Annotated in this window: 18 protein-coding genes; 7 read left to right on the top strand and 11 right to left on the bottom strand. The window is 72.1% G+C overall.

Going from position 1 to position 21,613, the window contains the following annotated elements:
* The 6 genes from F603_RS35030 to F603_RS33380 are packed head-to-tail and all read right to left on the bottom strand — an operon-like array spanning window position 1 to window position 6,285.
* Window positions 1-1,830 (bottom strand): hypothetical protein, encoded by a 1,830-nt coding sequence (locus F603_RS35030; RefSeq protein WP_158678617.1) that lies wholly within the window; start codon window positions 1,828-1,830, stop codon window positions 1-3.
* A complete protein-coding gene (locus F603_RS0106500; protein ID WP_019545203.1) occupies window positions 1,823-3,022 on the bottom strand; it encodes a DegT/DnrJ/EryC1/StrS family aminotransferase in 1,200 nt (399 codons plus the stop codon). The genes F603_RS35030 and F603_RS0106500 overlap by 8 nt, the downstream gene beginning before the upstream one ends.
* Entirely contained in the window at window positions 3,019-3,846 is an 828-nt protein-coding gene (locus F603_RS33385) for a class I SAM-dependent methyltransferase (protein WP_158678616.1), read from the bottom strand. The genes F603_RS0106500 and F603_RS33385 overlap by 4 nt, the downstream gene beginning before the upstream one ends.
* Window positions 3,843-4,904, bottom strand: a complete 1,062-nt coding sequence (locus tag F603_RS0106490; RefSeq protein WP_019545201.1) for an NAD-dependent epimerase/dehydratase family protein — start codon at window positions 4,902-4,904, stop codon at window positions 3,843-3,845. The genes F603_RS33385 and F603_RS0106490 overlap by 4 nt, the downstream gene beginning before the upstream one ends.
* Window positions 4,905-5,984: an NAD-dependent epimerase/dehydratase family protein gene (locus F603_RS0106485; RefSeq protein WP_342665908.1), complete on the bottom strand. Its 1,080-nt coding sequence runs from the start codon at window positions 5,982-5,984 to the stop codon at window positions 4,905-4,907.
* Window positions 5,968-6,285: a phosphopantetheine-binding protein gene (locus F603_RS33380; RefSeq protein WP_019545199.1), complete on the bottom strand. Its 318-nt coding sequence runs from the start codon at window positions 6,283-6,285 to the stop codon at window positions 5,968-5,970. The genes F603_RS0106485 and F603_RS33380 overlap by 17 nt, the downstream gene beginning before the upstream one ends.
* Window positions 6,286-6,809: 524 nt before the next feature.
* On the opposite strand from F603_RS33380, the gene F603_RS0106475 reads away from it, so the two are divergent.
* The 5 genes from F603_RS0106475 (at window position 6,810) to F603_RS0106460 (ending at window position 12,962) form a co-directional block, all read left to right on the top strand.
* On the top strand, window positions 6,810-8,687 hold the full coding sequence (locus F603_RS0106475) for a hypothetical protein (RefSeq protein ID WP_026328187.1): 1,878 nt from the start codon (window positions 6,810-6,812) through the stop codon (window positions 8,685-8,687).
* 163 nt (window positions 8,688-8,850) lie between these two features.
* Window positions 8,851-9,885: a zinc-binding dehydrogenase gene (locus F603_RS0106470; protein ID WP_019545198.1), complete on the top strand. Its 1,035-nt coding sequence runs from the start codon at window positions 8,851-8,853 to the stop codon at window positions 9,883-9,885.
* 155 nt (window positions 9,886-10,040) lie between these two features.
* Complete coding sequence (locus F603_RS31700; RefSeq protein WP_019545197.1) at window positions 10,041-10,838, top strand: nucleotidyltransferase family protein; 798 nt, start codon at window positions 10,041-10,043, stop codon at window positions 10,836-10,838.
* Window positions 10,835-11,008 carry a hypothetical protein gene (locus F603_RS35025; protein WP_019545196.1) on the top strand — a complete coding sequence of 58 codons (174 nt, stop codon included), beginning with the start codon at window positions 10,835-10,837 and terminating at the stop codon, window positions 11,006-11,008. Before F603_RS31700 ends, F603_RS35025 begins: the two co-directional genes overlap by 4 nt.
* Window positions 11,001-12,962: a primary-amine oxidase gene (locus tag F603_RS0106460; RefSeq protein WP_051096114.1), complete on the top strand. Its 1,962-nt coding sequence runs from the start codon at window positions 11,001-11,003 to the stop codon at window positions 12,960-12,962. Before F603_RS35025 ends, F603_RS0106460 begins: the two co-directional genes overlap by 8 nt.
* 13 nt (window positions 12,963-12,975) lie before the next feature.
* Here F603_RS0106460 and F603_RS0106455 read toward each other — a convergent pair whose 3' ends face one another.
* Entirely contained in the window at window positions 12,976-13,209 is a 234-nt protein-coding gene (locus tag F603_RS0106455; protein WP_019545194.1) for a hypothetical protein, read from the bottom strand.
* 206 nt (window positions 13,210-13,415) lie between these two features.
* Between F603_RS0106455 and F603_RS0106450 the strand changes: the two genes are divergently transcribed.
* The gene (locus F603_RS0106450) at window positions 13,416-14,801 is read left to right on the top strand and encodes a condensation domain-containing protein (RefSeq protein ID WP_026328186.1); all 1,386 of its coding nucleotides are present in this window, start codon (window positions 13,416-13,418) and stop codon (window positions 14,799-14,801) included.
* 52 nt (window positions 14,802-14,853) lie between these two features.
* Here the strand turns inward: F603_RS0106450 and F603_RS31695 are convergent, their stop codons facing one another.
* Both F603_RS31695 and F603_RS0106440 read right to left on the bottom strand, forming a co-directional pair.
* Window positions 14,854-16,941 carry a penicillin acylase family protein gene (locus F603_RS31695; RefSeq protein WP_051096113.1) on the bottom strand — a complete coding sequence of 696 codons (2,088 nt, stop codon included), beginning with the start codon at window positions 16,939-16,941 and terminating at the stop codon, window positions 14,854-14,856.
* A gap of 120 nt (window positions 16,942-17,061) precedes the next feature.
* On the bottom strand, window positions 17,062-17,817 hold the full coding sequence (locus F603_RS0106440) for an MOSC domain-containing protein (RefSeq protein WP_106431266.1): 756 nt from the start codon (window positions 17,815-17,817) through the stop codon (window positions 17,062-17,064).
* A gap of 350 nt (window positions 17,818-18,167) precedes the next feature.
* Here F603_RS0106440 and F603_RS0106435 point away from each other — a divergent pair, with 350 nt between their 5' ends.
* On the top strand, window positions 18,168-19,109 hold the full coding sequence (locus tag F603_RS0106435; protein ID WP_019545189.1) for a cation diffusion facilitator family transporter: 942 nt from the start codon (window positions 18,168-18,170) through the stop codon (window positions 19,107-19,109).
* Between the two features lie 20 nt (window positions 19,110-19,129).
* Here the strand turns inward: F603_RS0106435 and F603_RS0106430 are convergent, their stop codons facing one another.
* The gene (locus F603_RS0106430; RefSeq protein ID WP_019545188.1) at window positions 19,130-20,344 is read right to left on the bottom strand and encodes an acyltransferase family protein; all 1,215 of its coding nucleotides are present in this window, start codon (window positions 20,342-20,344) and stop codon (window positions 19,130-19,132) included.
* A gap of 134 nt (window positions 20,345-20,478) precedes the next feature.
* Window positions 20,479-21,534 carry an NAD-dependent epimerase/dehydratase family protein gene (locus F603_RS0106425; protein ID WP_019545187.1) on the bottom strand — a complete coding sequence of 352 codons (1,056 nt, stop codon included), beginning with the start codon at window positions 21,532-21,534 and terminating at the stop codon, window positions 20,479-20,481.
* Window positions 21,535-21,613 lie beyond the last annotated feature (79 nt).

Below are 21,613 nucleotides of genomic sequence, written 5' to 3'. Positions count from 1 at the left end.
TCAGCTCCCTCCGCCGTCGGCCGGCAGGAGCGGCAACTCCGCGGCGGTGCCCCGGACTCCGGGCAGCAGGCGGCGCTCGAGACCCTCGCGCAGCGGCAGGTGCTCCGTCTCGACCCCGTCGATGCGGAACTCACGCAGGCGCTGGCCCGTCCGGTGGTCGACGGGCTGCACGTAGCGGGCGTCCATCTCCTGCACGACGACGCAGTCCCGGCCGGCCACACCGTTCTTGCCGCCCCGCCGGGCGGCCCCCGGGTCCGCGGAGGCGCCGGGGGAGAAGGGGACGGGGGCGAGCCGCCAGACGTGGCCCTTGGCGACGGAGATGTGGTTGCTCCGCTCCTCCCACGGGCTCATCGGCTCGTCCTCGGTGCCGGCGAGCCCCTTGAAGAGCGCCCGGGCGCGCCCGTGGTTGGCGGCCTGGCCGGTGTCGAGGGTGAACCGGCGGGAGAAGAAGAGAGCGGGTGGGAGGCCGGCCGACAGTATCGCCCCCGCCACCACGCGAACCATCGGCAGGATCTCCTCCCGCACGTGCGCGGCGGCCCTGGCGTCGTACGCGTCGAACTTCCGGGCCCGCACGCGGAGCGCGTACAGCGCCCTTGCGACGTCGCGGACCGTGGCGCCGACGAGCTCTTCACGGCGGCCCGCACCGTGCTGCGCCTTGTAGTCGACGAGGGTGCGCAGGAAGTGCCGGGAGGCGTCGTTGTACCCCGCGGCGCGGCGGTCGGTCTCCGGGTAGAGCTGCAACGGGCGCAACGAGCCGCTCAGTCGGGGGTCGATCGCGTAGTACGGGCCGTCACGGTTCGTAAGGCGGTAGACCTCGACCTCGCGCAGTTCCGCCGACGTGTGCTCGCCCGCGCGTACCCGGCGGAGAAAGTCCTGGGCTCCGCCGGCCGCCAACGCGTCGGAGGTGGCCAGCAGATAGGGCGAGGGCGGCTCGGAGAACTCCGGATCGGCGGCGGGGGACGGATACCGGCCGGCTGCGCCCCCCGGGCCGATGCCGGTGATGTGCGCGAGCCGCGGGGGGCCGCCGACGGGGTCGCGCGAGACGAGCAGGTGGGGGCCGGACGCGAGCACATGGTGGCCGTCGAGCACGGTGTCGGTGACCGCCGCGCGGACGGCCAGCGGTCGGAACCGCAACTCGACGCAGACCGCGTCCTTCCCCGCGCCCGCCTGTTCGAGCAGCGGCCGGTAGGTGCGCAGCGCCTCGGTGAAGTCGGCGACGAAGTCGCGCCTGCTGGTCTTCTGCGCCTTGCCGTCGCCTGCGCTCCACCCGTGCGCGAAGGGTGTCGCCGAGAGGCGCATGCCGTAGACGGCCGGGGCCAGCTCCGCGCTGATGCGCCGGTGCATGGCGGCGAGCCGTTCGTTGCGCGACGAATAGCCGACGGTGGTCAGGCGCGTCCGGCACTGCATGACGTCCCTGGCCAGCTCGATGTAGTGGTCGAGGTGGGCGTAGGAGGCGATGTCGTTGTCCGTGTAGGGGAAGAGCACACGCGGCTTGTGCGGCCGCGCGCCGGTGAACTCGCCTTTCAGGTGCGGGCGTTCGCGGAGGGCGCCGGAGAGCGCAGCGAAGAGGTCGCGCAGGCCGCGCCTGGTGAGTTGCCACACGTCCGTTCCCGCGTGCTGGCTGCAGAAGACGCAACGGTTGAAGCAGCCGACCTGGGGCTGGAGGTACTGCAAGGTAGTGAAGGCCTCGTCGGGCAGTGCGCGAAGCTGGCCGAGGATGTGGTCGCGCCGTTCGACGGCCTCCTGGCCGACCTCCTCCGGCGTCTCGTCCGGCAGCAGCAGGTGCTCGGCGTACCGGACGGGGGAGCGGACGTTCTCATGCTCAGACATGTGCCCGGCCACCCCGCACTCGGTCCTGGACGATCCGCCGCACGGCGTCCGCCACGCGGTCCACATCGGCGTCGGTCATCGCCGGGTAGCACGGGAGGGAGAGCAGCCGCTCCCCTGCGTACTCGGTGCGGGGAAGGGGGCGGCTCGGGAGCGCCCGGTAGTGCGTGAGCGTGTGCACGGGCTGGAAGTGGAACGAGGTGCCGATGCCGCGCTCGGCGAGTTCGGCGGCCATCTCGTCCCGGCTCAGCCCGGCGGAGTCCGGGTCGACCAGCACGGCGTAGAGGAACCAGCCCGGTGTGACGTCGTCGTCCACGTGCGGCGGCACGACGCCGGGCACGTCGGCGAGGGCACCGGTATAGGTGTGCGCGATTTCGGCACGCCTGGCCAGGAAGCCGTCGAGCGCGTCGAGTTGGTGGATGCCGAGGGACGCGGTGATGTCGGACATCACGTACTTCAGCCCCGGCAGCACGACGTCGTACTGGGCGGTGCGCCGGCTGCCGTGGCGCCGCCACGCCGAGGAGTCGATACCGTGCCTTCCCAGCAGGCGCGCTTTCTCCACGAGTTCGCGGCGGCCCACCAGCATGCCTCCTTCGCCGGTGGTCATCACCTTGTTCGCGTAGAAGGAGAAGGTGGCGAGATCGCCGAACGAGCCCGCAGGACGGCCCCGGTAGCTGGCGCCCAGCGCGTGCGCCGCGTCCTCGATGAGGAGGAGGCCCCGCTCCTCGGTGATCTCCCGCAGCGCGTCGAGGTCGCAGGGGTGCCCGCCATAGTGCATGGCGATGACGGCGCGGGTGCGCGGCGTCATGGCCGCGGCGACCGACTCCGGGCTCAGGTTGTGGGTCAGCGGCTCGACGTCCACCAGCACCGGCTCCGCGCCCACCTGCTCGACGGCGTTGACCGCGGCGCAGAAGGTGAGGCTCGGCGAGATGACCTCGTCACCCGCGCCGATCTCCGCGGCGAGCAGGGCGAGGTGGAGCGCGGCGGTGCACGAGGTGACGGCGAACGCGTCCTCGGTGCCGAGGCGTTCGCGGACGGCGTCCTCGAAGCGCGCCGCCTTCGGGCCTCCGGTGAGCCAGCCCGAGCGCAGGGTGTCCACCACCTCCGTTATCTCCGCCTCGCCGATGCTCGCGGTGTTCCACGGGAGGAAGCCGCTCTCCCCGGACGCGTCCGGCGCGGTCGACGCGGGCCTCACGTGCGCACCAGCCGGACCATGAACTGGTCGGCGAGACGGTGCATCGCGCGGCCGCGCCCGAGGCGCGCGTCGAGCGCCCGTGCGTGGGCGAAGAGTCCGGGCAGGTCCTCTTCCGGGTCCCCGGAGGCGGCGTGTCGTACGGCGGAGTAGAACGGGTTCGCCGTGCGGTCCGTCTCGCGCAGGCCGACCTCCTGCGCCACGGAGAGAACGTCCCCGGCCGTGACGAGTTCGCAGAAGTAGCCGTTCTCGAACTGCTCGCCCGTGCGGTGCGGGTTGTCGCCCGCGGCCTCGCACAGGAGCGCGCTCTCCGCGTTGTTGAGTTCCAGCAGAAGTTCGCCCTCAGGGCGGAGCACCCTGCGGATCTCCTCCAGTGCCCGCCGGCGGTGGGCGGCGGGCACGTGCTCGAACACCCCGAGGCACACCACCTGGTCGAAGTGCCCGTCGGGAGCGGGGACGGCGGCCATGTCCCCGACCCGCAGCTCGACGTGGCGGAAGCCGGCCACCCTGGCCCGGGCGCGGGCCACCATGCCGGGGGCCACATCGACGCCGACGACCTCCGAGGCGCGCGGGGCGAGCCAGGTGAGGATTCTGCCGACCCCGCACCCGAGGTCGAGGACCGACCTGCCGGTCAGGTCGGGCAGCATCGCGTGGAGGCAGTCGGTCTCCCACTGCGCGTACGCGGCGCTGATCTCCCTCGGTTTGCCCTGGTTCAGGACGGCGGCGTCCTCGGCGTCGTGGTCCGCCGTTCCGATGCCGTCCAGCCGCTCCTCGCCCCAGTACCGCGCGGCGCCCGCCGCGTCGTAGAGGGTCCCTGTACTGGTCATGCCTGCGTCCACCGTCCCTCGTACTCGTCGGCGAGCCGCCGCATCGCCGGGGTGCGGAGCACCTTCGCCCGGTTCTCGTCGATCGCGAGGCGGAGGCCGCGGAGGTTGTCGTACCCGACCTGGTCGAGGTCGGCGAACTCGCCGCTCGCCACGGCGGCGGCGATCTCGTCCACCCCCTCGCCGAGCCCCCGGGCGCACGAGCCCGGGAAGACCTCGCGGATGCGGGCGAAGGAGATCCGGTAGTCCCGCTGGTCCTCGGGCTGCGGCGTGCGGACGACCCTCGCTCCCTCGATTCTTCCGGCGACGGTCTCGGCGATGTGCTCGATCGTGTAATTCATCTCGTCGCTGCCGACGTTGAGCACGTACGGCTCCGGGTGCGTAGCCCTTTTCTCGTGCAGCGCTCTGCGTGCGACTTCTGCGATGTCGCGCACGTGCAGTAGGGGGCGCCATTGCGCACCCCCGCGCAACGGGATCTCGCCGGTCCTCGCGGCCCTGCTCGCCATGGAGTTGACGACGGAATCCAGTCGCATACGGGGGGAGAGCCCGAAGACCGTGGCGAGACGCAGCACCGTCAGCGAAAGGTTCCCCTGACACACCTTTGCGAGGTGCTCCTCGGCGAGGAGCTTGGTCCTGGCGTAACTCGACAGGGGATTGGCCGGCGTCTCCTCCGTGCCCAGTCCGTCCTGTCTGCCGTAGACGCTGCACGTGGAGAGGAAGACGAAATGTTGCACGCCGCATTCCCCGGCGATCTCGCCGGCCAACGCGGCGGATGCGTAGTTGAGTTCGACGGTGAGATCCTGGTCCAGGTCGCATGCCGGTTCCCCGACGAGACCGCCGAGTGCGACCACGGCGTCTGCGCCTTTTACGACGTCGCGCAGCAGGTTCTCGTCACGGAAGTCTCCCCGGACGAAATTCGTGCCGAAGGGCGGCTTGTCCCTGCGTTCCTTCGTCGCGTAAATGAGGTCGTCGACGACGGTCACCTCGTCGCCGTTCGCGAGGAGTTCGGCGCTGATCACCGAACCGATGTACCCGGCTCCGCCGAGCAGCACGACACGCATCTAGCCCACTCCCGTCAGGCTCGTGGAACCGGAAAGCCACGCGGGCACCGCCGACGGTGTGCGGGCGAGCCACTCGACGTACCGGCGTATTCCCTCTTCGAGTCCGATCGCGGGCCGCCAGCCGAGCACGCGCGCCATGTGCCGCGCGTCGGCGCCTGCGCCCAGCGGATCGCCCTCGGGCCGGGGCGCGACGGCGAGCGTGACGTCGGCGACGTACTCGCGCACCAGCTCGGCGACCGTGCGGATCGACGTGGTGACGCCCGTGCCGATGTTGAGGGTCTCGTCGGCCGCCTCCGGGCGGCACAGGGCGCGGACGGTCGCGTCGGCCACGTCGTCCACGTGGACGAAGTCGCGGACCTGCCGCCCGCCGTTGTGGAGCTGGAGTTCGTGCCCGACCGCGGCGTGCATGGCGAACCATGCGACGACCCACGAGTGGCTGTCCTTCTTCGGTACCTGCGGGTCCCCGTACACGCTGAAGTACCGCAGGATCGTGTGCTCGACTCCCTTGTCCGCCAGCATCAGCCTGATCTGGGACTCGGCCCAGGCCTTGCTGTTGCCGTAGACCGAGAGCGGGGCGAGCGGCTGGCTCTCGGTGAACCGCCGTTCGGCGCCGTCCCGTTGGGGCCGGTCTCCGTAGACGCTGGCGGAGGAGGCGAAGACGAGGCGCCGCACCGGACTGCGCACCACTTCCTCCAACAGCACCTGAGTGCCGCGGACGTTGGACTCGAAGGCGACGCCCGGGTTGCGCGTGCAGGCGGCGACGTCGGCGTACGCCGCCGCGTGCACCACCGCGTCGCTCTCGGCGAGGAGGGTACGGACGAGGGCGCGGTCCGTGATGTCGCCTGCGACCAGGTCGGGTTCCGCGGGGTCGACTCCGAGGAGCGGCAGGGTGCCGGGTTCGTACGCGTCGAGTCGGTCGAGGACCACCGCACGCGCTCCCGCGGTGCGTAACCGGGCGGTGATGCGGCTCCCGATCAGCCCGCCCCCTCCGGTGACCAGGACGGAGCGACCCGCCAGGGCGTGCACCCGGCTCTCCCCTGCGGGCGCGACGGCCCGCTTCCCCTCACGCACTGTCGCCACGCTCGCGCCCTTTCTCGTCGACCAGGGTTTCGATCACCGAGCGCAACGACCCGATGGTGTTGAACGTCTTCGCGGTCACGAGTTCGTCAGGGAAGAAAATGCCGAACGCTTCTTCTACGTCGATCAGCAGTTGCACGGTGGCCAGTGAATCGATACCTAAATCGACCAGCCTGCCGGAGTACGGGAGTTCGCCGGTGTCCTCACGGAGATGCGTACGAAGTACCTGTCTGTAAACCCGGTCGAGCCCGTCGTCACCGGATTCCGATTTTTCCGTACCTACCGCACCGCGCTGCTCTTGCAAAATGCCCCCCGTTGTATCAACTTGTCAACCGCATTCCGTGCGATCCTCTACGCATTACGCCGGGTTGTCGGCCGAGCGGTGAATGCCGTGTGTGAACGTTGCCGGATATCGCTGGGACAGCTGATAATCAAAGTGAAGGGTATACACGCCCCTCGCGGGGCGTCAACAGGTCCTCTATGGGCGCTCTTTGACTCTTTCCCTGCTGTTCCGCGGGTCGCGTCGCGCTTTCCGGAATGACTTCCTACGGGTAGCGGGAAAGCGACCCTGACCAGCAGAAACGAAGTACTGTGCTGGCTCGGTCCGGCCGATTCGGGGGTGGGCGCGGGGGCGCACGGGAGGGCGGCGGCTGTGAGGACGCCGATCGGTTCCGTGCACTCGGGCGGTCACGTACCATCACGGAGCTCCACGAGACGTCCACCGGGGAGCGCTTGTTCGCGGAGTACCGCCCGCCGCCCCGCCCGTCTGCGCCGTCGGGCACCGCGCCGGCGCGGAGCAGGGACACGACAGGAATGCGAGAACTGAGCATGTCCAGCCCTCCCGAGGAGTACGCCTCCGTGCCGTTCACCTTTGGCCAGACCTCGTCCTGGCTGCAGTTCCACGGCCATCGTGCTGCGGCGCTCATGCGATGGGAGCGCTGGGTTTTCCCGGCCCACGTGACCGAGAGCCGGTTACGGGACGCCGTGCAACTCGTGGTTGCCCGGCACGAGATGCTCCGCACCACGGTCGCCGCGGGCCCGGACGGCCGGCTGGAACAGCGGGTGCACGCTGCCCGCACCGTGGAAGTGGAACACGACGGCCGTGAAGGGCTGACCGTGGCCGAACTCGACGACGTCGTACTGGAGTTGAAGCAAGAGCTGATCGACGTCACGCGGCAGCGGCCCACGCGGTGGGTGACTGGGCGGCTGGCGTCCGGTGAGCGCTACCTCGTCCTGCTGGTGCACCACTTCAGCCTCGGCACACGCGGTGGAGAGGTCGTGCGGCGGGAGTTGGCCCAGGTGGTGGAGAACCTCTGCCGCGGCCGCCCCGGCCAGGAGGGGCTGCCGGAGTGCGTGCACCCCAGGAACTTCCTGAGCGAGGACCTCGGTCAGCGAGGGGAGCGCATCCGTCGGCGCGCGCGGCAGCAGACGCGGGGCGTCCTGCGGGAGGTCCCCAGTACGCCGTTTCCGAGGGACCCGGACGAAGAGGGCGGAACCGTCATCGGCAACCTCCACTCACCGGCTCTTCGGTGGCGGTTGGAGCAGCTCTCCGAGGAGTGGGAGACGCCGGTCTCCGCGATCGTCCTGGCGGGCGTCTCCATGGCGGTCCGGCGCATCCTGCCGGACGCGCGCGCCCTGACCTGGCAGGTCTACACGGACAGGGCGGGCGCCGGCGCACGGAACGCGGCGTGCTACGAGCCCGGGATCAGCCTCGTGAAGGGAGCGGGCGACTGCGACGGTCTGCGCTCCGAGGCGCGCACCATGTGGACTCGGATGCTCCAGACGCTGCGCGTCCGGCCCTGCGGCGAGACGGTCGTCACCGAGGAGCGCTTCTCCGTCTCACGGGAAAGGGGGGTCAGGGTCCATACCCCCTTCACCTTCAACTACCTCGCGCGCAACGGTGGTGACCGTTGGGAGCGCGAGGCGGTCACCGGCCCCGGAGACAGGGCGGCGGAACCCGACACCATCGACGTCCGGCACGCCAAGTCCGCCCCCGAAACCACCTTTTGGTGCTTCGCCAGCCGCTCCCCCGACGCCATCGACGTCGAACTCTTCCTGCACGCGAACCTGTTGGGCGGCAACCGTCTGCACGATCTCCTCCGCTGCACGGCCGAGACCCTCCGTTCCCCGGCTCCGACCGGTCCGCCGGCCGCGGCCGCCTCCCTGACTCCGGTGCAGCCGCAGGACGACTGGGTACTGCTCGCGGGAGACCGCTGGGCCAAGCCGGAGGCGGTGGAGCGGGCGCTGAAGACGCTGAACGGTGTACTCGACGCACGGACGCGGCTGACCGCCGGGAAGGAGGGGAGGCGCCTCGCCGCCGAAGTGCGGGTCGCCGAACCGGCCGCGGACGCCGACGAGTTGCACGAAGCCTGCCTGGGGCTGCTGGACGTGCCGGGGTTCGTCGTGCCCGACGCCGTCGACGTCGTAAGCACCCCCGCGCCGGCGGTCGGCCCCGCGCCGCCGTCTCCCGCGCTCGACGCCCTGACGGCGGCCGTGAGCCGCGTCCTCCCCGCGAAGGACTGCGACGCCGGGCGATCGTACTTCGCCGTCGGCGGCCGGCTCTCCGAAGTGCCCTCGGTCCTGCACGAATTGGACACCTCCGGGTGGGGCGGCCTCGCCTGGCGGCACCTGTGCTCGCACCGCACGCTGGCCGAGGTGGCGGGCTCGATGCACCGGCTGCCCCCCGCGGACGCTCCGCGGCTCTGACGCCAGCTCGGCCGCCCGTGCTGTTCACCGTCCCGTGCGGCATCGTCCAGACTGCGGACACGCCCCTCCGGCGCGGCGCCGGGCCGCCAAGCTCCGTACGCAGTAGGCGAGTTCACTTCCCCCGGCCGGGCAGGGCCGGGACGACACCGACCAGGAGGATTCCATGCGGGCGACTTTGCTCTACGGCGCAGGCGACGTGCGGGTGGAGGAGGTGCCCGATCCGGTGCTGCGGGAGCCGACCGACGCCGTGGTGCGGGTGGTGTACGCGTGCGTCTGCGGCAGCGACCTGTGGCCCTACGGCTCGCTCGCCGCGTCGGAGCATGGCTTCCGCATCGGGCACGAGTTCCTCGGCGTCGTCGAGGAGGTCGGCTCCGAGGTGCCGGGGCTCGCCTCGGGCGACTTGGTGGTTGCGCCCTTCATGTGGGCCGACAACGCCTGCGGTTACTGCGCGGAAGGGCTGCACCCGTCGTGCCGGAACGGCGGCTTCTGGGGCGCCCCCGGGGTGGACGGAGGCCAGGGCGAGGCCGTCCGGGTGCCGCAGGCTCGGGGCACGTTGGTGAAACTGCCCGTCGGCGAGGACTCCGCGCTGCTGCCGTCGCTGCTCACGCTCTCCGACGTCTTCCCCACCGGCCACCACTGCGCGACGACGGCCGGAGTGGGCCCCCGCACGTCGGTGACCGTGATCGGCGACGGGGCCGTCGGGCTTTCCGCGGTCCTCGCCGCCGCGCGGCTCGGCGCCGAGCGCATCATCCTGATGGGCAGGCACGAGGACCGCACCGACCTGGGACGCGACTTCGGTGCCACCGAGGTCGTGGCCGAGCGCGGCGCGGAGGGCGTCGCGCGCGTGCGGTCGCTGACCGGCGGCCACGGCACCCATGCGGTGCTGGAGTGCGTCGGCACCGAGCAGGCTTTGGAGACGGCCTTCGGCGTGGCACGGCCCGGCGGGACGGTGAGCCGGGTCGGCATGCCGCAGTACGCGCGACTGCCCCTGGACGCCGGTGCCTTCCGCCACAACATCAGGCTGGTCGGCGGACTGGCGCCGGCGCGCGCCTACATCGAGGAGCTGCTGCCCGACGTCCTCGACGGAGTGGTGGAGCCCGGCCGGATCTTCGACCGCACTCTCGGGCTCGACGAAGCGCCGGACGCCTACCGCGCGATGGCCGACCGGGAAGCGCTGAAGATCCTCCTCCGCCCCTGACGCCGTACGCCGCTCTCGGCGGAACATGGTGCTCCGCCGTGACGGGGATTACACGGAGGGGGATGGGGGATAGCCTCCTCGAACGCAACCAGCCCCGTGAGTACCACAGTTCACCTTTTGCACAGGTACGCCGATGTCCAAAGGAGTATGGGTATATGACCGTGACGCCCCGCTGGAACCAGCTGCTCGCCGAGCGTCTCGAGGAGTCGTTACGGATACTGGGCGCCGTCGCCGGAGTGCAGAGTCTGATCGTCGGCGGCAGCGTCGGGCGGGGAGAGCCCTGGCCCATGTCCGACATCGACCTCCTGCCGGTCTTCGCCTCCACCAAGGAGCCGGCGGACGAGGTGGCGGAGCAGCAGAGCGAACTGGTCGATTGGTGGGCCGCTTCCGGCCTCGCCCAGACCCTCGCCGTCGGCTGGCTCTCCTTCACCGCCCCGGAGCTGCGGGAGACCATGGCCGAGGGCGTACAGGGGCTGGTCGGCCGCATGTCCGATCCGCGCTGGTTCCACGCCCTGGACATGACCTACGGCGGCTACCCCGGAACGCCCGACGACAAGCTCACGGAGGAGTTCGTCTCCTGGGCCACGGAGATGCGCTTCCACCCGGCGGTGACTGCCGAGCGCGTCGCGCGGTGGCGCCACGACGCCCGCCATGTCGCGGACGAGGCGGTCGAGTGCCGGGACACGGACCCCGAGCGCGCCAGCCGGCTCCTGCGCGAGGCCGCCCGCCGCCTGCGCTGCGCCCACGTCGAGGAGTGGGGGAGCGGCTCGACTCCATGGGCAGGGAGTGGACCCGCTTCGAGCGCCTTGCGGAGCGGCACGACGCCCGCCGACTCGCCGACCGCCTCTCGACGCTGGCCGCAGCAGACGCACAGGAGGCGGCGGAACGGGCCAGGACGGCTCCCCTGTGGCTCCGCGAGCGCATCGACCTCTGCCTGGAGGCCCGGCGGTTGATCGGCGAGAAGGTCACCCCGGAGGAGAACGCGCGCGATCAGGTGGCCGCGTTCACCGTCCACGTCTCCCGGTACCGTCCCGACCTCGACGGCCCCTGGACGAAGACCCCGGACCCCGCGCTCGCCGACCACCTCGACGAGTTGACGGAGCTCCTCGGCACCGATGCCTGACGCCCCCGCGCCGGAAGGCCCCCCGCCGCATCCCCTGGCGATGCTGTCCGCCGGGGAGATCCGGGCCGCGCGCGAGATCGTCGAGGCGTCGGGGCGCCTCGGCGACGACGTGCGCTACGTCTCCGTCCTGCCCGAGGAGCCGCCCAAGGCGGAGCTGATCGGATCCGCCCAGGGGAGCCCCTCGGGCCGGCGCCTGCGCGTGCAGCTGCTCGACCGCTCCCGCGGCGAGTCGTACGAGGCCGTCGTCTCCCTCACCCGCGGGACCGTGGAGAGCTGGCGCGCCGTCGATCCGCGAGCGGAGGGCCACCTACCCATCCTCACCGAGGAGTTCGAGGCGGTGCAGGCGCTCCTCGACGCCGACGAGGGCTGGCGCGCCGCGCTCGCGCGGCGGGGTCTGAGCGCGGAGACGGTGCTCGTGGTCTCGCTCTCCGCGGGGCACTACGGCCCGGGTCCGCCGTCCGGCCACCGGCTCCTCCGCGGCCTCGGCTTCCACCTGCCGCACGCGGGCGACCAGCCCTGGGCGCACCCCGTCGACGGCCTGGTCGCCTGCGTGGACCTCACCGCCGGCCGGGTGGTCGAGGTCGTCGACGACCTGCCGGTGCCGGTGCCGCGGGAACCCGGCGGTTTTGGGGAGTCCGCCGACACCGGACCGCCGCGCACGACGCTCCGGCCGATCCGCGTCACGCAACCCGAAGGGGTGAGCTTCACGGTCGACGCGGGGCACGTGCGATGGGAGAACTGGTCGCTGCGCCTCGGCTTCAACGTCCGCGAAGGGCTCACCCTCCACGACCTCCGCTTCCACGACAGGGACCGGGGCCGGGAGCGGTCCGTCGTCCACCGGGCCTCGATCGCCGAGATGGTCGTCCCCTACGCCGACCCGTCCCCGACTCGCTCCCGGCACAACTACTTCGACCAGGGCGAGTACCTCTTCGGGCGCTACACCAACTCCCTCGCCCGCGGGTGCGACTGCCTGGGCGAGATCCACTACCTCGACGCGGTCGTCGCGGACAAGCACGGCGATCCGCGTACCGTCCCCAACGCCGTCTGCCTCCACGAGGAGGACCAGGGCGTGCTCTGGAAGCACACCGACCTCTTCCTCGGCGTACGGGAGACGCGCCGCCAACGCAGGCTCGTGCTGTCGTACTTCACCTCCATCGGCAACTACGACTACGGCTTCTACTGGTACCTCTACCTCGACGGCACCCTCGCCCACGAGGTGAAGGCGACGGGCATCGTGTTCACTTCCGGTTGGCGGGAGGAGGGAAGCGAGTACGCCGCCGAAGTCGCCCCCGGACTCGGGGCGCCCTACCACCAGCACCTGTTCTCCGCCCGGCTCGACATGGCGGTGGACGGCCACCGCAACGCGGTCGACGAACTCGACATGGTGCGGGTCCCGATGAGCCGGACGAATCCGCACGGCAACGCCTTCACCAGGAGGGCCACCCGCCTCCGGTCGGAGCTGAAGGCACGCCGCCTCGCCGACGGCAGGCGCGACCGGGTCTGGCGGGTGAGCAACCCCGACTCCCCGAACCGGCTCGGGCACCCCGTCGCCTACGACCTCGTCCCGGAGGAGCGGCCCACCCTCCTCGCGGACGACGCGTCCCCGATCGCCTCCCGGGCCGCGTTCGCGACCCGGCACCTCTGGGTCACCCGGCACTCGGACGAGGAGCGCTATCCGGCCGGCCACCTCGTCAACCAGCACCCGGGCGGTGCCGGCCTCCCGGCGTGGACGGCGGCCGACCGGGACCTCGACGGCGCCGACCTCGTGCTGTGGCACACCTTCGGCCTCACCCACTGCCCGCGCACCGAGGACTGGCCGGTCATGCCGGCGGACCGCGCCGGCTTCACGCTGCGCCCCGCGGGTTTCTTCGACCGCAACCCCACGCTCGACGTGCCGCGCCCCGACCGGGCCGCGCAGGAGAGTGGAACGGACGGTGGGCCGGCATGCCACTGAACCGGCTTTGCCGTCAGCCCGGTGCCGAGGAGCCGTCCGCGAGCGAGCGCAGGGAGCCGGTGAGGGTGCGGCTCTTCACCAGCTCGTCGGGGAAGGCCGTTCGCAGCGGCTCTCCAAGTTCCAGGGAGAGTTGGACCGTGCCGAGCGCCTCGCGGCCCAGCTCGGTGAGACGGCCGCCGGCAGGCGGGGAGGCGTCGGCCGGAGGCCGGCGCTCGTGCAGGACGCGGTCGGACCCGGTCCGCTGCACAGGCGGCCTCCGCGCGCCGGCGACCGCGGCGGCCGGCCGGACTTCCGCGTGCGTCTCGGGAGTGGACGGCCCGCAGTTGACGGCGCCCCCCGGCGCCCGTCCACACAGTGAGGTGACGGCCCGCACCGGACCGCATGCCCGGCGGAACCCGCCTGGGAAGAAGGTGCGTTGCCGCCCGGGAGAGCGTCCAGCGGCAGGGGGAAGGCATGGCTGAGGACACTGCAGGAGGCGTGCCCGAGGAGTCCGCTCGGTGGCGGGCCGTCGCGGAGGTCGTGCGGAAGAGCCGAGCGGCTTCCGGAGTACCCGGCGAGGTGCCCTACGCCTCGCAGGGGCAGGAGCAGCTCCACGCCCTCATCGAGCAGTACCCGGCCGCAAACGCCGCCTACAACATCGACCGCGTCTACAAGTTGTCGGGGCCGCTGGACGAAGGTGCCCTGCAGCGCGCGGTGTCCGCGGTGGTCGCCCGGCACGAGAGCCTGCGCACCGCCTTCCGACGCACCGGCGGCAGCCTGCGCAGGACCGTACTCGACGAGGCGCCCCCTGTGCTGCGGACGACCGATCTCGCGCACCTCCCGGCGAAAGAGCGGGAGGAGGCGGCGAGGCGGGCGGTCGCACGCGCCGCCGAAGAGCCCTTCGATCTCGCCGAGGCGCCGCTGTTGCGGGCCGTTCTCATACGCACAGGGGAGGAGCGGTACGCCTTCGCGCTCGTGGTGCACCACCTCGTGGCCGACGGGTGGTCGGTCTCGCTCGTGCAGCGGGAGATCGCTGACGCTTACGCCTGCTCCGGCCGTCCGGTCCCCGCGGTGCCGGGCACTTACGCGGAGTTCGTGGCACGCCAGCGGGCTGCGCTCGCCACCGAGGCCGGCAGGGCCTCGCTGCGCCGCTGGGTGCGCCACCTGCACGACCTTCCCCCGGCCGCGGGCGTCCCGGCGGACGGGGCGATACCGGCAGCTCCGACCTTCCGCGGGGACAAGCACACGTTCCGGATCGACGCGGACCTGAGCCGCACGCTGCGCCGTGCGGCGGCCGACCGCCGGACCACCGTGGCGGTCGTGGTGCTCGCCGCCTTCTGCCTGCTGCTCCACGAGGACTACGGCCACGAGGACATCGTGTGCGTCGCCCCCTTCGCCAACCGGTGGCACCGGGAGTCGCGCCGCACGGTCGGGTACTTCGCCCACACCCACGCGCTCCGCATCAGGGCGGAGCACGGGGTGGCCCCGGCGACGCTCCTCGCGCGCGCTGACCGGGAGTTGGCCGGTGCCTTCGCGCACCAGGACGTCCCGCCCTCGGTCATCGAGGCGGAGCTCGCGAGGACCACGCACGGCGAACAGCTCGTGCGGGCCTTCCAGACGATGTTCGTCTTCCACGAGGGGCACGACGAGATCGACCTGCGGCTGCCCGGCATCTCCGTGACGCAGGGCCTTTACGACACCAACGCCACCGCGAAGAGTGCCCTCGCCCTCCTCGTCCAGGACGCCTCGCCGGGAATCGTCTGCCAGTTGGAGTACAGCACGGACCTCTACAGGGAGGCGACGATCAGCGGCGTCGCCCAGGCGTACGTGCGGGCGCTGCGACGCATAGCTGCGCTGTAGAGCCGGGCCGCCCCCCGTCGCACTGCCGGTGAGCCGGGCTCGTGGCGACCGTTCACGGCCGGGGGCTCTCCGCGGCGGACGGCGAGCGCGCCGGGGAGGAGTCCGCCGTAAGCTCCGACCGGTCGGTGACCACGGGGAGCAGCTCGCCCCGTGCCCACAGCGGCAGTTGGTCTCGTCCGTGCGGGGCCGACGGGTCGCCGGAGGCACCCAGGGGGACGATCCACAGGCTGTCCTCGCGGCGCGCCAGGTCCCAGACGTAGCGGGCCACGGGGCCGCGCGTGACCCGGCCGACCGCGTCGGGCACGTTCACCACGGACAGCACGCAGTCGTGATCGCCGGAGAGGCCGGGCCAGTCGCTCTCGCACAGGCTCGGGAGCGCGCTCCAGGGAGACAGCCGGTGGACGTGGCCCCACGGCGCGGCCGTCTCCGCGGGAGAGGCGGCGTCCTCCGCGGCGGCCCTGACCACGTCGGCCGCGTCGATGCCGAGCGCTCCGCCCGCGGAGAGCAGGTTGCCGAGCGCCAGCGCGATGCGGGGTTCCGGCGCGAGCCACGGCTGGTACAGCGCGGGGCGGGAGGAGGGCGCGGCGAGTGCGGCGAGCAAGGGGTGGGCGGCGAGCCGGGCGACGGCGGCGGCGCGCAGCAATGCGTAGGCGGTGGCGTCGGTGTTGCCCGCGTCCATGCGACGGTCCCAGCGCAGCAGCCGTCGCTGCAGGCGGGCGGCGGCGGGGCTGAGGCCGTCGAGACGGGCCAGCGGGTCGAGCAGCGCGGAGGCGGACGGGAGCGCGTCGTCCGTGTGGATCGCCGCCATATCCCCTGCCGACCAGTTGCCGGACCCGCCCAGCAGCTCCCTGATCCGTGCGGCCCTGTGTCCGGCGGCGAACTCGACGCCGAGCGGCGCCGCGAGGTCCCGCTGGTTCGCCATCACCGCCGTACCGCTGACGGGCTCCCGCGGCGGCGCCTCCCAGGAGCCGGTCCAGCCGTGTCCCGGCTCCCAACCGGGCACGGGCCACAGGCGGTTGGTCTCCGCGCGGACCGGCACCCTGCCCGCCACCCGGTGGAGCAGGCCGCCGCGGGTGTCCGCCGCCATGACGACGTTGACCGGTTCCACCCATCCCTCGAACGCGGCGTCCACATCCGCGACCGACGTGGCACGCAGCAATTGCGGGAGACTGTCGAAGCCGAGGGCCGCGCAGGCTGTCACCGGCCGGCGCAAGCTCATCGCCCAGCCTGCGTCGTAGCCGCCCAGCACGACCGGTCCCCGCTCTGTCTCGATCGCCTCGAACTCCACGGGCGCCGCCCCGGAGACGTGGACGACGTCCGTGACGGCCTTGGCGGGCCGCCAGCCGTCGGGACCCAGCGCCTCCACACCCCTACCGCGCCGCCGCAGCCTCTCGTGGTAGAGGTCCTGGTAGTCCGCCATGGCGTTGGTGATGGCCCAGGCGACGCGGCCGGTGTGACCGAAGTGGGCGATGCCCGGGACGCCGGGGATCGCCAATCCGACGACGTCGAACTCCGGACAGGCCACGTGGAGTTGCTGGTAGACGCCGGGGGCGAGGACGATGCGGTGCGGATCCCCGGCGAGGATCGCCGCTCCGCTGCGGGTGCGGTCCCCGGGCAGCAGCCAGCCGTTGCTGCCGCCGCTGCCGGGCCCGTCGCCGGAGAAGAGGCCGACCGCCTCGGGGCCGAGCCGTTCGGCCAGCTCGCCACGCCAGAGCTTGGAGGGGAAGCCGCCCATCAGGAGATGTGTCGACAGCCAGAGGGCGAGCGGCGTCCACGGCCGCCATGTGCCCGGAGCTACCCCGGCAGCGGTGAACTGGGGCGCGCCGGCGGTCGATCGGCGCAGCCCGGTGTTGACCCCGTCGGCGTACGAGCGGAGCCACCGCCGCGTCTCGGGGGCCAGCGCGTTGAAACAGCGCCTGGCTGTGTCCTTCAGCCGGGCCCGGCGTGCGAGGAGGTCCCAGTCGAGCGCCGCGGGACCCATGAAGGCCGCCGTGGTGCCCTCGCTTCTGCGGCGCTCCAGCTCGATCTGCCAGCCGCGGTCGACCGCCGCGTTCCAGCCCTGGGCGTAAGCGAGTTCGAGGAAGCCGCCGGCCCGCAGATGCGGTATGCCCCAGGCGTCCCGAAGAACCTCCGCACCGATGTCGTCCCCCGTCCCCCACCGCGCCGTGCACCGCGGTCGCCGGCATTGTCCCCGTCAGGTTATGCAACGGGTTCGCCCTCGGGCCAGCGCCGGTGTGCAGCCCGCCCGTGAACTCCGGTGTCAGGAGGCCGCGTCGGGGGTCGCGGACCGGGGAGCACCGGCCGACGGGGCCGGCACGGAAGACGGCCGGGCCGTCGCAGGCTTCTCCGCGTGGCCGTACTTCCGCGCGTACGCGAGCGCCATCTGCAGTTGCTCGCTCTCCATCGCGTCGGCGGCGACGAGGGTGCCGGGCAGCAGCTCCCGCTCCAGGGTGCACGCACGGAAGAGCAGCCCCGTGGTGATGTCGTGGTCGGGCCGGTGCACGACGGAGACCGTGTCGCCGCCACGCACGGCACCGGGCGCCAGGACGCGCAGCATCGCTCCCGTCCTGCCGACCCGGGTGAAGCGCTTGGTCCACTGCTCCTCGCCTAGCCACGCTGCGAAGGTGCGGCACGGGAGGCGGCCCCCGGTCACCTCGACGAGGAGGTCGGAGCCGACGCGCCAGCGCTCGCCGATGAGCGCGCCGCTCACGTCCAGGCCCGAGGTGGTCAGGTTCTCGCCGAACGACCCGTTGGGGAGGGCGCGTCGGAGCTCTTGCTCCCATGCGTCGAGGTCCTCGCGGGCGAAGGCGTACACCGCTCTGTCGTCGCCGCCGTGGAAGCGCAGGTCGCAGACGTCGTCGCCGTCGACCCCGCTCGCTCCCGTGCCCTTGGGGCCGGGTGCCGCGACCTGCACGGGTCCCGGGACGGCGCGTTTGTCGATACCGGTCGTCCCGCTCGGAGCGTCCGTGTACGGCACGGGCACGGCCCGTCCCACGTTCACCGACTGGATTCTCAAGCCGCCCTCCTCGATCCGGCACGCGCGGGGGACCATCCTCCTGGAGCGGCTGCGCGGTGTGCACTCGGGGTGCCCGGCGGCTGAGGCGGCGGGGTTTTTCCGTGGAACAGTGCGATTGATTCCAGCCATACGGGAACGGATGCGCGGTGGCTATTGCGAGGTGCGCAGAAACGATTTTCGCCGAAGAATGAGGCTCTTGATAACCGTATCCGTTGCAGCCTTTGCTATTTCTTCCGCTCTGCGCTTCAATTTCCCCGTCCAGTTCACGGAGCGATGGGAATTCCATGAAGCGGGGGCACAGGCACGAGGGGCATGCGCATGGCGCGGGCCACGGCGGACACCAGCACGGAGTGGCAGCGGGAGCCGACCGCCGCTGGCTTTCCCTCGCCCTCGGGCTGATCGTCGTCTTCATGGCGGTGGAAGTCGTTGTCGCTTTCGCCGCCCAGTCGATGGCGCTGCTTTCCGACGCGGCCCACATGCTTTCCGACGCCGCGGCGATCGCACTGGCCCTGCTGGCAGTGAAATTGGCGGAACTGCCTGTCCGAGGGCGGTACACCTACGGACTGAAGCGGGCGGAGATCCTCTCGGCGCTCGCCAACGGCCTCACCCTCCTCCTGCTCTCCGCCTGGCTGGCGTACGAGAGCGTGGAGAGACTGCTGCACCCGCCCGAGGTCGGCGGCGCCCTGGTGCTGGTGACCGCCCTGGTGGGCGTGGTGGTGAACATCGCCGCCGTGTGGTGCATGTCCAAGGCCAACCGCTCCTCGCTCAACGTCGAGGGGGCTTTCCAGCACATCCTCACCGACCTCTACGGCTTCATCGCCACGGCGGTCTCCGGCGCCGCCGTGATGCTGACGGGCTTCGCCGAGGCGGACGCCCTCGCCTCCCTCGTCGTGGTGGTGCTCATGGTCAGGTCCGGGCTGTCGCTCGTCCGCGCCTCCGGGCGGATCTTCCTGGAGGGCGCCCCTCCCGGCGTGGACCCGGACGACGTCGGCCGGAGCATGGTCGGACACGAAGGCGTCGTGGAGGTCCACGACCTGCACGTCTGGGAGCTCACCTCGGGCGACGTCCTCTTCTCCGCGCACGTCCTGGTGGAGCCGGGAGGCGACTGCCACGCCCTGCGCAGAACCCTCCAGGCCCAGCTCCGGGACGAGTACGGGATCAAGCACGCGACCCTCGACGTCGACCACGCACACGCACTCCCGCCGGACGGCCCCGCTCGGGCCGCGACGGCCGTCGGGCACTGCGAGGACGCGCACGGGGAGTCGCGCTTCAGCGAGTCCCGCGCACGTTGAGGGGCACCGGAACCCGGCGGTCACATCCCGTCGGGCGGGCCGGAGCGGGCTTCGCCCGCGCGGCTCAGCGGGGCGCGCCCGTCTCCGCGCCCGCCCTGCTCCTCAGGAGGCGCGGCGTCGGGCTCCGGCAGTCGGGCCGCGCCCCAGCGGCGGGTGAGGGGGCGTTCGACGAGGGTGTGCACCGCCCAGGCGGCGAGGAGGGAGAGGGCGAAGAGCAGCACGGTCGAGCCCGCCCGTACGGGCGTCGAGGCCGTGTGGTCCTCGTCGATCAGCCGGTACACGTTCTCCAGCACGAGCATGTGCACCATGTAGAGCGCGAAGGAGACGTTCCCCAGCCATACCATGGGCCGGCTGCGCACCCACGAGCGGGAGCCCCGGATGTCCGCGCCGGCTCCCGCGAGGACCAGCAGGCTCATCGGCAGGACCAGCACGGCGGTTATCGCGTACAGGAAGGGCACCTGGACGGCGAGCGGGTACCCGACCGCCAGCGCCGGCACGGCATGGCGGAACCGCACCGCGGCGCGTGCACTCTCCAGCAGGGCCCTGGCCAGCACCATCCCGAGCACGAACTCCAGCAGCCGCGTGAGGGGGAACGCGTAGACGAACCAGTACTGGTGGAGGCTCACGGGAAAGTCGAAGAAGTGCGGCTCCGACGCGAAGGCCGTCGTGGCGAGGAGCGGCAGCAGGACCACCGTCGCGAGCGTGCCGGCCGCCCAACTCCACAGCCGGGCGCGGGGGATGCGTCTCACCAGGTGGAAGAGGAGGGGGAAGCAAAGGTAGAAGAACGCCTCGCAGGAGAGCGACCAGGAGACGCCGTTGATGCTGTCGTAGACGTCCTCCACCGGCACCCATGCCTGGACGAGCAACAGGTTGGGGACCGCCTGTCCGCCCCTGACCTGCCCGCCGGCCTGGTGGATGAGCACGAGCGCGGCGAGCCAGGTGACGACGTGGGTGGGGTAGATCTTCACGGCCCGGCGTCGCCAGAACGAGACGGCGGTGTCCTCGGCACGCGCCGACCAGGCGAGCACGAACCCGCTCAGTATGAAGAAGAAGCCGACGCCGGAGCGCGCGGTGATCAGCGCGACCATGGCCGGAGTGTTGTTCTCCCAGGTGCCGTCGAACCAGAGCGCCAGGTACGTGTGCGAGGCGAAGACCGCGAAGGCGGCGACGAACCGCAGGCCGGTGAGCGAGGGAAGCCGGGCGGCGGCGGGTAGCGGCGAGGCGTGCGGGGCCAAGGCGTCTCCAGGCGACTGGGTGGGAACGGCACGAGTGGGCCGAACGTACAGCCGCCGATGGCTGGATGTATGCCACCCGTGGATGGCATCGCCTCTTCCAACTGCGGGTGGCAGTAAGGGAGTTGCGTGCGCGCTCAATACCCCAGCAGGTGCAGCAGCGACGCTTCGGCGACCGGCGTCAGGCCGGCCGCGAGGCCCTTCCCTGCACCGCGCTCCAGGCGGTCCCTGAGTACGTCCCCGGCCGTCTCGCCGATCGGACGGGCCCGCAGCCCGGCCGCGAGGGACGCGGAGACGTCGCGTGACAGGACGCCGTACAGGGCGCGTGGCGGCCACAGCGGCAGCGAACCGGGGCCCGTCCAGGGGTTGACGCCGGCCTCGTGGAGCGTCTCCTCGGGCACCTCCACCGTTTCGAGGGTGGGGGCGCCCACGGCCTCGGCGATCTCCTGCAGCAGCGTCGGGAGCGCGAGGGGCGGTCCGGCCGCGTCGAACGTCCCGGCCGTGCGTTCCTCCGCCCCGTCGACGATCCACGCGGCGAGGTCGCGGACGTCGAGGCACTGTGCCGGCAGGGGGACCCCGTCCGCGGACACCGCGGGCGGAACGGCCGCGGTAGCGCCCCGGGCCATCCGCACCGGCCAGTAGCCGAAGGGACTCACGTCGTCTCCCGGCCCCACTAGCAGACCCGGCCGGACGATGAGTGCGCGGTCGTCGGTCGCTTCCCCGATCAGCCGCTCACAGGCGACTTTCACTCCGCCGTACCGTGCCTGGGAGGGCTCCGGATCGCGTTCCGGGTCGTAGCGGGCGGTGTCGGAAGGGAGTGCGGGACGCAGCCGACCGGAGTGCGCCGTCTGGCCGGGCGTCCAGGTGTCGGCGTAGACGCTGATCGACGAGACGAACGTCCAGTGGTCGGCAGCCAGCGTGCGCAGGGCGTCGCCGACCCAGGGCAGTGCGAGGGTCGCCGTCTCGACTGCTGCGTCGAAGCGGGAGTCCTTCAGGCCGGCGAGTGCGGCGGGCTCGTTTCGATCGGCGCGGAAGAGCCGGGCGCCTTCGGGCGGCGGCGTTCCGGTGCCGCGGGCCACGCAGGTGACGTCGTGACCCCGGGTCACGGCTTCCGCTGCGACCGCTCCGGAGACGAAGCCGGTACCGCCCAACACCAGGAGACGCAGGCGGGGTTGTCGGCCGGCGGACTGCATGCGGTCTCCTGACGTGGCTGCGGGCTCGCGGGTTGCGGCGGGCCGTGCGGCGGCCCCGCGGGGGGCCGCCGCACCGGGG

The organism is Streptomyces sulphureus DSM 40104 (genome assembly GCF_000381025.1).
GTDB lineage: Bacteria > Actinomycetota > Actinomycetes > Streptomycetales > Streptomycetaceae > Streptomyces > Streptomyces sulphureus.
Note: the sequence above shows the minus strand (reverse complement) of the source record. Positions and strands in the feature narration are given on the sequence as shown.